The organism is Nocardia yamanashiensis NBRC 100130 (assembly GCF_001613325.1).
Classification (GTDB): Bacteria; Actinomycetota; Actinomycetes; order Mycobacteriales; family Mycobacteriaceae; genus Nocardia; species Nocardia yamanashiensis.
On sequence record NZ_BDCD01000020.1, the window covers coordinates 154,338 to 167,153 of the forward strand.

Annotated in this window: 10 protein-coding genes; 8 read left to right on the forward strand and 2 right to left on the reverse strand. The window is 70.9% G+C overall.

Features of this window, described 5'->3' with window-relative positions; genetic code table 11:
- Nucleotides 1-223 precede the first annotated feature (223 nt).
- The 4 genes from NY1_RS23725 (at nt 224) to NY1_RS23740 (ending at nt 4,807) form a co-directional block, all read left to right on the forward strand.
- Complete coding sequence (locus NY1_RS23725) at nt 224-1,816, forward strand: phytoene desaturase family protein (RefSeq protein ID WP_067717398.1); 1,593 nt, start codon at nt 224-226, stop codon at nt 1,814-1,816.
- Between the two features lie 118 nt (nt 1,817-1,934).
- The gene (locus tag NY1_RS23730) at nt 1,935-2,729 is read left to right on the forward strand and encodes a carotenoid biosynthesis protein (RefSeq protein ID WP_067717760.1); all 795 of its coding nucleotides are present in this window, start codon (nt 1,935-1,937) and stop codon (nt 2,727-2,729) included.
- A 3-nt stretch (nt 2,730-2,732) separates the two neighbouring features.
- Nucleotides 2,733-3,509 (forward strand): LppM family (lipo)protein, encoded by a 777-nt coding sequence (locus tag NY1_RS23735; RefSeq protein WP_408639301.1) that lies wholly within the window; start codon nt 2,733-2,735, stop codon nt 3,507-3,509.
- Nucleotides 3,506-4,807, forward strand: coding sequence for a glycosyltransferase family 2 protein (locus tag NY1_RS23740; RefSeq protein WP_157762448.1), 1,302 nt, complete (start codon nt 3,506-3,508; stop codon nt 4,805-4,807). The genes NY1_RS23735 and NY1_RS23740 overlap by 4 nt, the downstream gene beginning before the upstream one ends.
- 111 nt (nt 4,808-4,918) lie before the next feature.
- On the opposite strand, the gene NY1_RS23745 is transcribed toward NY1_RS23740, so the two are convergent.
- Together NY1_RS23745 and NY1_RS23750 are read right to left on the reverse strand one after the other, a co-directional pair.
- Complete coding sequence (locus tag NY1_RS23745) at nt 4,919-5,689, reverse strand: hypothetical protein (protein WP_067717400.1); 771 nt, start codon at nt 5,687-5,689, stop codon at nt 4,919-4,921.
- A 114-nt stretch (nt 5,690-5,803) separates the two neighbouring features.
- Nucleotides 5,804-6,802 (reverse strand): methylenetetrahydrofolate reductase, encoded by a 999-nt coding sequence (locus NY1_RS23750; RefSeq protein ID WP_084535278.1) that lies wholly within the window; start codon nt 6,800-6,802, stop codon nt 5,804-5,806.
- A gap of 255 nt (nt 6,803-7,057) precedes the next feature.
- On the opposite strand from NY1_RS23750, the gene NY1_RS23755 reads away from it, so the two are divergent.
- From NY1_RS23755 to NY1_RS23770, 4 genes are all read left to right on the forward strand, one after another.
- A complete protein-coding gene (locus NY1_RS23755; protein ID WP_067717768.1) occupies nt 7,058-8,167 on the forward strand; it encodes a polyprenyl synthetase family protein in 1,110 nt (369 codons plus the stop codon).
- Between the two features lie 296 nt (nt 8,168-8,463).
- Entirely contained in the window at nt 8,464-10,014 is a 1,551-nt protein-coding gene (crtI, locus tag NY1_RS23760; RefSeq protein WP_067717403.1) for a phytoene desaturase family protein, read from the forward strand.
- 131 nt (nt 10,015-10,145) lie between these two features.
- On the forward strand, nt 10,146-11,792 hold the full coding sequence (locus NY1_RS23765; protein WP_084535259.1) for an alpha-(1->6)-mannopyranosyltransferase A: 1,647 nt from the start codon (nt 10,146-10,148) through the stop codon (nt 11,790-11,792).
- A complete protein-coding gene (locus NY1_RS23770; protein ID WP_067717405.1) occupies nt 11,789-12,766 on the forward strand; it encodes a phytoene/squalene synthase family protein in 978 nt (325 codons plus the stop codon). The genes NY1_RS23765 and NY1_RS23770 overlap by 4 nt, the downstream gene beginning before the upstream one ends.
- The last annotated feature ends 50 nt before the right edge of the window (nt 12,767-12,816 follow it).

The window sequence follows — 12,816 nt, forward strand, 5'->3', positions numbered from 1 at the left end:
GGCGGTCACGTCCAGCGGCGGCGAACGGCGTCCCGCCGCACCGGGAGATCACCACGGCCACCGGATCGCCCGATCGAGACGGCAGGACGCCGGTCGGAGCCGGGGCGCCGCTTCGACACGACCGGCCCCGAGGACTCACTACACAGCGCGTGGCGGTTGCCGCTTCGAGCGCGGGACGAAAGGGATGCGCAGTGCAGGGAATCCGACGCCGCGAGGTCGTCGCATGAGCGTGGTGATCATCGGCTCGGGGCACAATGCGCTGGTCGCGGCGTGCTATCTCGCCCGGGCGGGGCATGCGGTCGAGGTACTCGAGCGGGACACGGTGCTCGGTGGAGCCGTGTCGACGGTGGAGCGGTTCCCGGGGCATCGGGTGGATCGCGGGTCGTCGGCGCACATCATGGTGCGGCACACGGGGATCATCGAGGAGCTGGAGCTCGCGCGGTTCGGGCTGCGGTATATCGACTGTGATCCTTGGGCTTTCGCGCCCGCGCCGCCGGGCGCCGACCTGCCGCCGATCGTGTTCCACCGGGACGTGGACCGCACGTGCGCGTCCATCGCCGCGGCCTGCGGAGAGCGGGATGCGGTGGCGTACCGGCGGTTCGTGAAGGTGTGGGGCGAGCGGAGCGCGCGGGTGATGCGGGCGTTCGGGGGCGCGCCGACCGGCGGGAACCTGCTGCGGTCGTTCTGGGGGCTGGACGCGCGGGAGGCGGCGGGCGCGACCGGGCGCGGCAGCGGGAACGCGCTCTCGCGGGAGATGATGCAGACCGGGGACGCGCTGCTGGACAGCCTTTTCGACAGCGAGCGGCTGAAGGCGGCGCTGGCCTGGTTCGGCGCGCAGTCCGGCCCGCCCATGTCCGAACCCGGGTCCGCGCCCATGGTGGGGTTCGCGGCGCTCATGCACACGCTGCCGCCCGGGCGCGCGGTCGGCGGCAGCGGCGCGTTGAGCGAAGCCCTGGTGGCGCGTTTGCGGAGTGATGGCGGAACCGTAAGCCCCGGTGACGCCGTGATTTCCGTCGCACGCGCCGGAAACGGCTGGCGGGTGCGCACCGCGAGCGGGCGGAACCTGCACGCGGACACCGTGATCGCGGGCAGTCACATCCTGACCACGCTGGAGTTGTTGGAGCAGGGCGGATTCGACGCGGGCACGATCGCGGACTGGCGGCGGCGGATCCGCGTCGGGCCGGGCATCGGCATGGTGGTGCGGGCGGCGACCAGCGCGCTGCCGCAGTATCCGGGCGCGAAACCCGAAGAGTCGGCGCACGGTCTGCAACTCCTGGTGAGCGACCGGCGCCAGCTGCGGCGGGCACACGGCGCGGCCATGGCCGGCGATCTGCCGCCGCGCCCGGTGGTGCTGGCCATGAGCTTCAGCGCCCTGGACCCCACCCTCGCCCCGCCCGGGCAACATCAACTCTCCCTGTGGGCCCAATGGCATCCCTACGAACTCGCCGACGGTAGCTCGTGGGTTGCACACGCCGACCACGAGGGCGACCGCATCATCGCCGAAGTAGACGCCCACGCACCGGGATTCGCCGGCGCCGTGCTCGACCGCTTCGTCCAGACCCCCGCAGACCTGGAACGCGAGATGGGATTGATCGGCGGCAATGTCATGCACGTCGAGATGTCCATAGACCAGATGTTCATGTGGCGACCGCTGCCGGAAATGGCCGGGCACCGCGTCCCGGGTGCACCGGGCCTGTACCTGACCGGCGCGTCGACCCATCCCGGCGGCGGCGTCTCCGGCGCGAGCGGCCGCAGCGTCGCCCGGCTCGTCGAACGCGACCTGCGCTCACGCCGACCAAGCTTCCTGCGCCGGTGAACAACCTGAACCCTCCGAGCTGGGCGACGGCGGATTCGCCGGACTGCCGGGGCGTTCCGACGGCAGGAGCGCGCGGCGGACAAGAACAGAGGTGCTCGGGTGGTCCAGGGCTGGCGTCATGTTGAGCAGGCCGACTGCAATCGCGGCGTTGCCAGCGGTGTTGCTGGTGCTGGTGCAAATCAGTTATCCGCTCACGCACGGCTCCGCCCGCGATGGGGTGACCGTGGCAGTGGTCCTGCTTTCGGCCGCTACGGCGCTGACGCACGCGGCGCTCACGCGCGGGGCGCTGTGGGCGGCCGGGTTTCTGGTGATCGTGTCGGGGGTCGGGTTCGTCGCCGAGATGATCGGGACGGCGAGTGGTGTGCCGTTCGGTTGCTATGACTATGCGAGCGGGCGGATCGGGCCGGAGCTGGCCGGGGTGCCGTTGATCGTGCCGCTGGCTTGGACCGGTGGGTTGTATCCGGTGTGGATCGTGGCCGGGATGTTGTATCCCCGCGCGTGGCAGCGGGTTTCGATGACGGCGGTGGGGGCGGTGGGGTGGGATCTGTTCCTGGATCCGCAGATGGTGGCCGATGGGCAGTGGACGTGGTGCTCGAGTGTCGCGGGGCTGCCGGGGTTGCCGGATATTCCGGTGACGAACTATGTGGGCTGGCTGGGCGTGGCGGCGGTGATGGCGGGGCTGCTGCAGCTGTGGGATCGGACCGCGCCCGATAGCGGGGTCGCGCGTGTCGTTCCGGTCGCGGTGTTCGGGTGGACTTGGCTGGGGTCGGCGCTGGCGCACGCGGTGTTCCTGGGGCTGCCGGTGTCGGCGATCTACGGGTTTCTCGGGCTCGGCGCGCTCGGGTTTCCGCTGGTTCGCGCGTTACGCGCCCGTCGAATCACGCTGGGGCCCGGGGGTCATGGCACGATGTGAGCCGTGCAGCCGAGTCCGATCATCGCCATCGCAGGGGAAACGCTCGAATCCGCGCCGGTTGTGCGGCGACCGCGCCGTTGGGTGCGGGTCGCGGCGGCCGTACTTTTCGCGGCGCTGGCGGTAATGCTGACCGGGTGCCTGCGCGTACAGGTCTCGATGGGCGTGTCGTCCAACGACCGGGTGTCCGGGCGCATCATCGCCGCGGCCGTGCCGCAGAACAACCAGGACAAGGGCCCGCAGCTGAAAGCGCCCGACGCGCTCTCGTCCAAGGTGCGCGTGGACTCCTACTCCCAGGACGGGTACGTCGGCAGCCAGGTCTATTTCGACGATCTCACCTTCGGTGAGGTGCAGCAGCTGGGCAGCCTGTCCGACCAGACCCAGGGCATGTTCACCCTGCAGTTCAGCCGCTCCGGCGACCTGGTCACGCTGACCGGCCGCGTCGATCTCAAGAGCCTGCCGCCGCGCGGTTCCGACGTCCAGTTCACCATCGCCTTCCCGGCCCGCGTGGCCACCACCAACGGCACCCGCGAGGGCGATTCCGTGGTGACGTGGAAGCTGCCCGCCGGCGAGGTCACCAACCTGAACGCCGAAGTCGGCTACTCCGACCCGAATACGCGCTCCTTCGCGGGCTGGGCGGGCATCGTCGGCGGCATCACCCTGGCCGTGGCCGCCGTGGTCGCCGTCCTCGCCTACATGAGCCGCAACCCCGACCCGCCGGCCTACGTCCGCGCCGCCCGCTGGATCCGCCCCGACAAGACCTTCACCGACACCCGCGAATGATCGCCGCCCGCCTGGTGCGGGCGGGCACCGGCCTCGCCGTCGCCGGAGCCGTTGCCGCCCTGGGCAATCGCCTCACCATGCGGCAGCTCCGCGATCACGCCGAAACGGTGACCGAACCGGTCACCGTCTGCGTGCCGGCTCGCGACGAGGCCGACCGCCTCCCCGCGCTGATTGCTGATCTGCTTGCCCAGCAAGGACTTCCGCACCTTCGCGTCATAGTCCTCGACGACGCGTCCATCGACGGCACTCACGCCGCGGCCGCCGCCGCAATCAGCCGCGACTCCCGATTCACCCTGGTACGCAACGAAACCGAGCCGCCGGCGGGCTGGAACGGCAAGACCGCCGCGTGCGATCTCCTGGCCGCCCTGGCCGGGGCCTCACCGCCCCCTCGCGATCGGAGCAAATCGCGGGCGGACGGCGGCGGGCCGGGTGGAACGGATGATCCCATCGATCGCCCCGAGGAGCCTGCCGCCTTCGCGAAAACCCAGCGCGACCGGGAGACCGGCACAAATCGGCACGAATCCGGTTGCGACGCAGGCACGCTCGTATTCCTGGATGCCGATGTGCGATTGACGCCACGGGCGCTGGCGGCGGCGGTCGGTGAGCTGCGGCGGTCGGGGGCGGCGCTGGTCTGTCCGTGGCCACGGCAGCGGGCCGGGTCGATTGCCGAGTGGCTGGTACAGCCGCTGCTGGCTTGGTCGTGGGCATCGACTTTGCCGGTGGCGGTGGGGAATCGGAGTCTGCGGCCGTCGATGGCGGTGGCGTGCGGGCAGTTCCTGGTGTTCGATGCCGAGGCTTATCGTGCGATCGGCGGACATGCGGCGGTGGCCGGTGAGGTGACCGAGGATCTGGCGATCGCCCGGGAGCTGCGGCGGGCGGGGCGGCGGACCGTGCTGGTCGGTGGCGGGCGGGTCGCGGCGACCCGGATGTACCGGGGCGCAGGCGAAGTCGAGGCCGGGTATACGCGCTGGCTGTGGTCGGCTTACGGCGGTCCGGTGGGCAGTCTGGCTGTCGGTGTGTTCGCCGCGCTCGCCTATTGGGTGCCGCCGATCGCCGCGCTGGGCGGACGCGGCAGGGTTCGGCGGATCGGGGCGCTGGGATATGCGGCGGGCGTGGCTGGGCGGCTCCTCGCGCGCTCCACCGAGAACGGCGGGCCTATTACGCGCGCCGATATGGTTGCGGCGCTGGCACATCCGGTGTCGATCGCGGCATACGCACGCCTGTCGGCGCGCTCCCATCGCGCGCACCGCGACCGTGCGCTGTCCTGGAAAGGCCGAGCTCTCCCCACCGATCGGTGAACCAGGCAGAACACCCACGTCGGCGAACCGGGCCACTTCTCCCCCACGCTCACCAGGCCACCGACCAAGTATCCCCGCTGGACCGCCGAGACCCGTTGGGTCCGAACGGATTCAGGGAACGGGGGTGATTCCCACCGTCGGGAAGAAGAAGCAGGAGCTCTGGCCGTTGCGGACCACGCCGAACATGGTCGCCAGGACCGTGCCCGAGCCGGTGTCGACCGGTACGGCGCGCACGCCGCCGCGCGGGAGGGCGCTGGTGAAGAAATCGCTGACGGCCTGTTCGACGACCGGGCGCAGTTCGCTGGGCACCTGGGGCGGGATCATGCCGCTGACGACCTGGGCCAGCGAGCCCATGGGCGCCGCGCCGCCCCGGCCGGTGGTCAGGTTGAGCCAGATGACCTGCATGCCCGAGGTATCCGCGCCGTCGGCGTTGAGGCCGTAGGGGACGAAGGCGTACATGGTCTGGCCCGCCTTGACCGCGGACAGGTCGAGCCCGGGGATGGAGACCGCGTAGCGCGGCCATGGCCCGGGGATGGCGCCGGCGACGGCGGGCGCGAGACCGAGCACGGTGCCGCCCAGGCAGAACGGGGAGGCGGTCGGGTAGAGGAACGGTTCGACGCCCAGAGCCTGGAGACCGTCGAGGGTCTGCCCGTAGGCGGAGAACCAGTCGGAGGGCGCGGCGGCCTGGTTGGCGCGATTGATCGCAGCGAGCATGGCGGCGGCCTCTGCGGTACCGGTTGCGGGGGCGGCGAATTGGCCGGCTCCGGGGGCGATGGCTTGGGTCTCACCCGATGGCGCGGCGGTTGCCGGACCGGTGGCGGTGAGCAGGGCGCAGGCACCGAGTACGCCCGCGAAACGGATGAGATCGGTCCTCACAGGCATTCGCTTGCTCCCCTCGAAATCATGGTCCGAGGGCGACGGTACTCCGCCTACCAGCGAAATCCCGGCATTCCACTCGGCACGCCGGGGTGCGGAACCCCGGCGTGCGCACTGGAATCAGGCCGAGGCGGGAGCCGCCGACACGGTGTAACCGAGGTTCGCCAGCACTTCGCTGGTGGCCTTGGCGAAATTCAGGGTGATGAAGTGCAGGCACGGCGCGCCCTCGTCGATGAGCCGCTGCGCCATCTCGGTGGCGATCTCGATACCGGCGGCGCGCACCGCGGCGCGATCCTCCTCCGGCCCGTCGCCGGCGGCCTTCTGCAACCGTTCCAGCACCGCCGCCGGCAGTTCGCGGCCCGACAGTTCGACCGCGCGCTGCACGGTGCGCAGCGAGGTGATCGGCATCAGCTCGGGAATGATCGGCTTGTCGCCCTCGACCGGATCGTGCTTGACCACCCGATCGCGCAGGCGCAGGTAGTGATCGACGTCGAAGAACATCTGCGTGATCGAGTACTCCGCGCCCGCACGCAGTTTCGCGGTCAGGTGCGCGGTGTCGTGCTCGAGGCTGGTGGAGCGCGGATGCCCCTGCGGGAACGAGGCCACGCCGACATGGAAGTCGCCGAGGTCGCGCACCATGCGCACCAGTTCGTCGGCGTACTCGACGCCTTCGGGATGCCGCACCCACTCCCCCAGCGGATCGCCCGGCGGATCGCCGCGCAGCACCAGCAGATTCCGGATGCCGGAATCCGCGTACGCGCCGACGATCGAACGCAGTTCGGCGACACTGTGATCCACGGCGGTCAGATGCGCCACCGTCAGCAGCGTGGTCTCGCGCGCCAGCTGCCCGGTCACCCGGATGGTGCGATCGCGGGTGGAACCGCCCGCACCGTAGGTCATCGACACGAACGCCGGATGCAGCCGCTCGAACTCCCGCGCCGCCCGCCACAACCGAGCCTCACCGGCCGCGTCACGCGGCGGATTGAACTCGACCGAGAACGGAACCGACCCATCGGGCCGCGGGCCCAGCTGCTGCACCACGGAGCGAGTTCCGGACACTTGCGGTGTGCGGGAAACTCGGCCAGGGGTCGAATATCCCCGTACATTGTCGAAACTCACCCGGCCATTTTAAGGGGCGGCAAGCGCGCTCCACGCGGGCCCCGGGCCGGAAGCCGCGCCGCGCCGCTCCCCGGGTGCGCGCGCGACCTGGAATTCCCGCTCGGACCCGGGGAATCGGGCGCTACGGCGGGCGGATCGCCGGGCCGTGCGCTCCCGGCCGACCGATTCCGTGGGGCGACCGGGCGCTCGGTACAGTCGGCGGCGGGGATTTTTCGGCGTCGCGCGGGGAGCGCGGCCACACCACAGGAGGTTCCTCTGTCCGCCGGACCTGGTACTCCGACCCGCAATCCGGTCGGTGCGGGCGCAGTCGTCGCCGCCGTGGAGGAACGACTCGAGGGGTTCTTCGCGACCCGCGCCGAGCTCGTGGAACCGCTCGGACCCGTGTTCGTGGACGCCGCCGCGGCGCTGCGGGACTTCGTGCTGCGCGGCGGCAAGCGCACCCGCCCGGCCTTCGCGTGGACCGGCTGGCTGGGCGCGGGCCGCGATGCGGCGGAGCCGGAGGCCGATGCCGTGCTGACCGCCTGCTCCGCGCTGGAGCTGGTGCAGGCGTGCGCGCTCATCCACGACGACATCATCGATTCCTCGCGCACCCGGCGCGGCTTCCCGACCGTGCACGTGGATTACGAAGAGCGGCACCGGAATCGGAGCTGGGCGGGTGATTCCGCTCACTACGGCGAGAGCGTCGCCATCCTGATCGGCGATCTGGCGCTGGCCTGGGCCGACGATATGGTCCGCGACGCGGGCCTGCCCGCCGCGGCCGCCGCCCGCTTCGCCCCCGTGTGGGCGGGCATGCGCACCGAGGTGCTGGGCGGGCAGCTGCTCGACATCTACGGCGAGGTCAGCGGCGACGAGACCGTGGCGGCGGCACTGCGCATCAACCGGTACAAGACCGCCGCCTACACCATCGAACGTCCGCTGCACATGGGCGCGGCCCTGGCCGGCGCCGACGCCGACCTGATCGCCGCCTATCGCGAATTCGGCACCGATATCGGCATTGCCTTCCAGCTCCGCGACGACCTGCTGGGCGTCTTCGGCGATCCCGCTGTGACCGGGAAACCGTCCGGCGACGATCTGCGCGAAGGCAAGCGCACGGTCCTCATCGCCGAGGCCCTCCAGCGCGCCGACCACTCGAACCCGGCCGCCGCCACGCTGATCCGCACCAGCCTGGGCACCGACGTGACGCCCGAGCAGGTCACCGAACTGCGCGCCGTCCTCACCGAACTGGGCGCGGCCGACGCCGTCGAGCAGCGCATCACCGGCCTCACCGAACAGGCCCTGACGGCCCTGGACGCCAGCACCGCCACCACCGACGCAAAGCAGCAGCTGCGCGCCATGGCCCTCGCCGCCACCGCGCGGGCCTACTGACCACGACCGTTAGGGCGCACTGATCACGACCGCGCGGGCCTCCTGATCGCGCCCGCGCGGTGCACTGATACGGTCCAGCCACCAGGCGAATTGTCCGCTGCGGCAGGCTCGCACAGCGACAGCCGCCGGGCGATGACCGGGTCCGTCCCGCTCGCCGGTCCCGGCACGCTGACCACCGGACTCGGTTCGCGCATGCGAATGGTGTGCGGCCGGACAGGTGCGGGCAGGGCGGCGAGCGCGTGACGGGCGCGTGAGACGGATGACGGCTCCGGTAGGGGCGGGAGAGCGGGCGCGTGATGAAAACGGTTGCGGGAGCGACTGATCGGGTCGTGGTCGTCGGGGCCGGACTGTCGGGGCTGGCTGCCGCGCTGCATCTGATCGGAGCGGGACGGCGGGTTACCGTGCTCGAGCGCGCGGATCATCCGGGCGGCCGGGTCGGGCGGTACCGGGGGCCGGATTACGAGATCGACTCCGGGGCGACGATTCTGACTGTTCCGCAGCTGATCGACGAGGCGCTGGGCGCGGTCGGGCAGACCCGGGAGAGCGTGGGGTTGCGGATCATCGAGATGGAGCCCGCGTATCGGGCGCGGTTCGCCGACGGGAGCGATGTCGGGGTCTACTCGGATCCGAAGGCCATGGCGGCCGAGGTGGAGCGGGTGCGGGGTTCCGGTGCGGCGCAACGGTATCGGCGACTGCGGGGCTGGCTGGGCGGGGTGTACGAGGCCGAGTTCGGGCAGTTCATGGACACCAATTTCGATTCGCCCCTGGACATGGTGCGGATTCCGGAGAAGCGGCGGGCGCTGCTGAAGCTGGTGCGGCTGGGCGGGTTCGGACGGCTCGGGCCGCGGGTGCGGAAGATCATGGGCGATGAGCAGCTCGCCCGGCTGTTCAGTTTCCAGGCATTGTTCGCGGGGACCTCGCCGGATCAGGCGCTCGCTGTTTACGGAGCTATCCCGTATATGGACACCTGCCTGGGGGTTTCGTACCCCGAGGGCGGCATGCGGGCCATCGCCGAGGCCATGGCGAAGGCGTTCACCGAGGCCGGAGGCACGCTCGAGCTGAACGCCGAAGTCGCCGGGATCAATTACGAGGGCAAGCGGGCGACCGCCGTGCACACCGCCGACGGGCGCGCCCTGCCCTGCGATGCCGTGGTGGTAACCGCCGATATCGGCTCGCTCGCCCGCTTCGGGCTGCGCCGACGCCGCTGGTTGCGCGCCTCACCGTCGGCGGTGGTCGCACACGGCACCGTGCCCGCGGACGTGGCGGCGAGCTGGCCCGTGCAGGCGCATCACACCATCGACTTCGGGCAGGAGTGGACGCGGACGTTCGCCGAGATCGCGGCGCGGCGCGGGCGCGGTCAGCTGATGAGCGATCCGTCGCTGCTGCTGACCCGGCCGGCGCTGACCGACCCGAACCTGTACCTCGATCGCACCGAACCGCACATCGACGCGACCGGTCGGTTGGGTGAGACCCGGCGCTACGAACCTTTCTCACTCCTGGCCCCGTGCCCGAATCTGGATGCGGCGCCGCTGGACTGGGACCGCCTCACCCCCTACTACCTGCGCGAACTCCTGGAGACCCTGGAAGCCCGCGGCTACCAAGGCATTTCGACCGCGTTCACCGTCGACCACATCGACACCCCACGCACCTGGGCCCGCCAGGGCATGCTCGCGGGCACCCCGTTCTCCGCCGCACACCTGTTCCGGCAAACCGGCCCGTTCCGTACCCGGAACCTGGTGCGCGGGCGCGAAAACGTGGTCCTGGCAGGCTCGGGAACCGTTCCCGGCGTCGGCGTGCCGACCGTGCTGCTGTCCGGAAAACTGGCCGCGGCACGCATCACAGGGTGATCTCCGACATGCCCGGACCCGATCACCCCGCACCGGGGCGGTAGCACCGGCCGCGAAGCACTAGACTGACCGGCGTCCTGAATCCAGCGCGGCCGACCGCCGCCGACCTTTCCGGGGGGAACGACCGCCTTATGCCGACCCCCGATACGGACGCCGCCATCGCCCCGGACGCCACCCGCGCCCGCGCTGTCGCGACGCCGCGCCCGGACCATCGGACCCCGTCGCATCACCCGCTGCACAATGCCGCCGATTTCGCGCGCAGCCCGGAAGGGCATGCCGCGGCGCTCGGGTTCTTCGGCGCGCTGCTGATCACCTTCGGCGGTTTCGGCGCGGGCAGCGTGCGCCGCACCGATCCGCTGCTCGAGGCCGCGCACCTGTCGTGGCTGCGGTTCGGGCACGGGTACGCGCTGTCGACGGTGTTCGTCTGGATCGGCGTGCTCGCCATGATCACCGCGTGGGTGCGCTTGGGGCGCATCGTCATCGGCAATCAGCCGGGCGCGACGGTGAGCTTGAACGAGCTGCGCGCCATCGTCGGCATCTGGATCTTCCCGCTGCTGTTCGCGGTGCCCATGTTCAGCCGCGACGCCTACTCGTATCTCGCCCAGGGCGCGCTGCTGCGCGACGGCTTCAACCCGTACCTGGTCGGGCCGGTGCAGAACCCGGGCATCCTGCTCGACAATGTCAGCCCGGTCTGGACCACCACCACCGCGCCCTACGGGCCGATCTTCCTGCTCATGGCGCGCGGCATCACCACCATCACCGGCGACAACGTGGTGGCGGGGACCATCGCGCTGCGGCTGGTCATGCTGCCCGGTCTGGCGCTGATGCTCTGGGCGGTACCGCATCTGACCAAGCATCTGGGCGGCAAGCCGACCGTGGCGGTGTGGCTGGCGGTGCTCAATCCGCTGGTGCTGATCCATCTGATCGGCGGCGTGCACAACGAGATGCTCATGGTCGGGCTGATGACCGCCGGTATCGCGCTGGTGCTCGAACACCATCACGCGGCGGGCATCGTGGTGGTGGCGATCGGCGTGGCGGTGAAGGCGACCGCGGGCGTGGCGCTGCCGTTCCTGGTGTGGATCTGGATGATTCACGAACGCGAGCGCCGGGCCGCGCAGAACGAAGGCGAACTGCCGCATCCGGTACGGACTTTCGCCAAGATCAGCGGGCTGGGCGTGGCCGTGTTCGTGGTGGTGTTCGCGGTGGCCACCTGGCTGACGGGGCTGGGGCGTGACGGGGTCGGCTGGCTGACCGCGCTCTCCGGCTCGAAGAAGATCATCAACTGGCTGTCGCTGCCGACCGTGATGGCGCACATGGTCACCTGGGTGACGCCGCTGCGCCTGGAATCGGTGCTGTCGGTGACCCGCACCATCTGCGCGATCGCCATGGTCGCGGTGCTCGTCTGGGCCTGGTGGCGGTTCAAGAGCACCGAACGCGAAGCGGTGATGGGCATCCTGGTCGCATTCGTCGCGATCGTCATCCTCTCCCCCGCCGCGCTGCCCTGGTACTACTCCTGGCCGCTGGCCCTGGCCGCCGGATTCGCCCTGTCCACCAGGACATTGCAATGGCTGGTCGGCCTGTGCACCTGGCTCATGCTGGTCTTCCAGCCCGACGGCTCCATCGGCCTGTACAACTTCGTGCACGTGGCCCTGGCCACCTTCGCCGCCGTCGTCGCGGCCCTCGCGCTGAAGAACGCGGACCCGCTGAAGCTCAGCGCCCACCACCCGCAACGCGAGGCGGCACGGGCGGACGGCGTCGGCCACGCCGCCACCACATGACCGGCGCCCACCTGACCAGCATCGGCGGATCGGCGGAGGAGGCTCAGCTCGCGCGCGCCTACCGGGACTGCCGCCGGGTCGCCGCGGCGCACGGGCGGACGTATTTCCTGGCCACGCGTCTGCTGGAGGCGGAGCGAAGACCGGCCGTGCACGCGCTGTACGCGTTCGCGCGCATGGTGGACGACATCGTCGATGCCGCGGACGCCCCCGCGCACGCCGCCGAATCGACGCGGGCGCTGGATCGCATCGAATACGAACTACGCGGGCGGCTGGTGCACACGCCGGCCGTCGCCCCGGCGAACGACGAAGACCGGATCCTGCTGGCCGTCTCCGACACCATCCGGCGCTATGAGATTGCGCCGGAACACTTCTGGGTGTTCCTCGACTCCATGCGCATGGACATTCCGGGCGGCCCGCAATACCGCGACCGCTACCCGTCGATGGCCGCCCTGCGCGAATACATGCGCGGTTCGGCCGCCGCCATCGGCCTGCAACTGCTCCCGGTCCTCGGTACCGTCGTCCCCCGCGCCGAAGCCGAACCCGCGGCCGCCGCCCTCGGCGAAGCCTTCCAGCTCACCAACTTCCTGCGCGACGTCGCCGAAGACCTCGACCGCGGCCGCATCTACCTCCCCACCGACGAACTCTCCGCCTTCGACGTCGACGCCGACCTGCTCCACCACTGCCGCCGCACCGGCCGCACCGACGAACGCGTCCGCCGCGCCCTGGCCCACCTGATCGCCGTCAACCGCGGCATCTACCGCCGCGCCGTCCCCGGTATCGACCTGCTGACCCCCCGCGTCCGCCCCGGCATCCGCACCGCGGCCACCCTCTACAGCGGCATCCTCGACGAGATCGAGCGCAACGACTACACCATCTTCACCCGCCGCGCGGTAGTCCCCGCCCACCGCCGAATCCGCGTCGCCGCAAAAGAATTCGCCGCCTCCCGCCCATTCCGCGGCACCACCCCCCACTGACCGGCCACGGCGGCCGAAACAAGTGGGGGTGCGGGACATTTCCCGCACCC

Coding starts and splice junctions, on each gene's coding strand:
- NY1_RS23725 (WP_067717398.1), top strand. CDS start 224: ATGAGCGTGGTGATCATCGGCTCGGGGCACAATGCGCTGGTCGCGGCG.
- NY1_RS23730 (WP_067717760.1), top strand. CDS start 1,935: ATGTTGAGCAGGCCGACTGCAATCGCGGCGTTGCCAGCGGTGTTGCTG.
- NY1_RS23740 (WP_157762448.1), top strand. CDS start 3,506: ATGATCGCCGCCCGCCTGGTGCGGGCGGGCACCGGCCTCGCCGTCGCC.
- NY1_RS23745 (WP_067717400.1), bottom strand. CDS start 5,689: ATGCCTGTGAGGACCGATCTCATCCGTTTCGCGGGCGTACTCGGTGCC.
- crtI (WP_067717403.1), top strand. CDS start 8,464: ATGAAAACGGTTGCGGGAGCGACTGATCGGGTCGTGGTCGTCGGGGCC.
- NY1_RS23765 (WP_084535259.1), top strand. CDS start 10,146: ATGCCGACCCCCGATACGGACGCCGCCATCGCCCCGGACGCCACCCGC.
- NY1_RS23770 (WP_067717405.1), top strand. CDS start 11,789: ATGACCGGCGCCCACCTGACCAGCATCGGCGGATCGGCGGAGGAGGCT.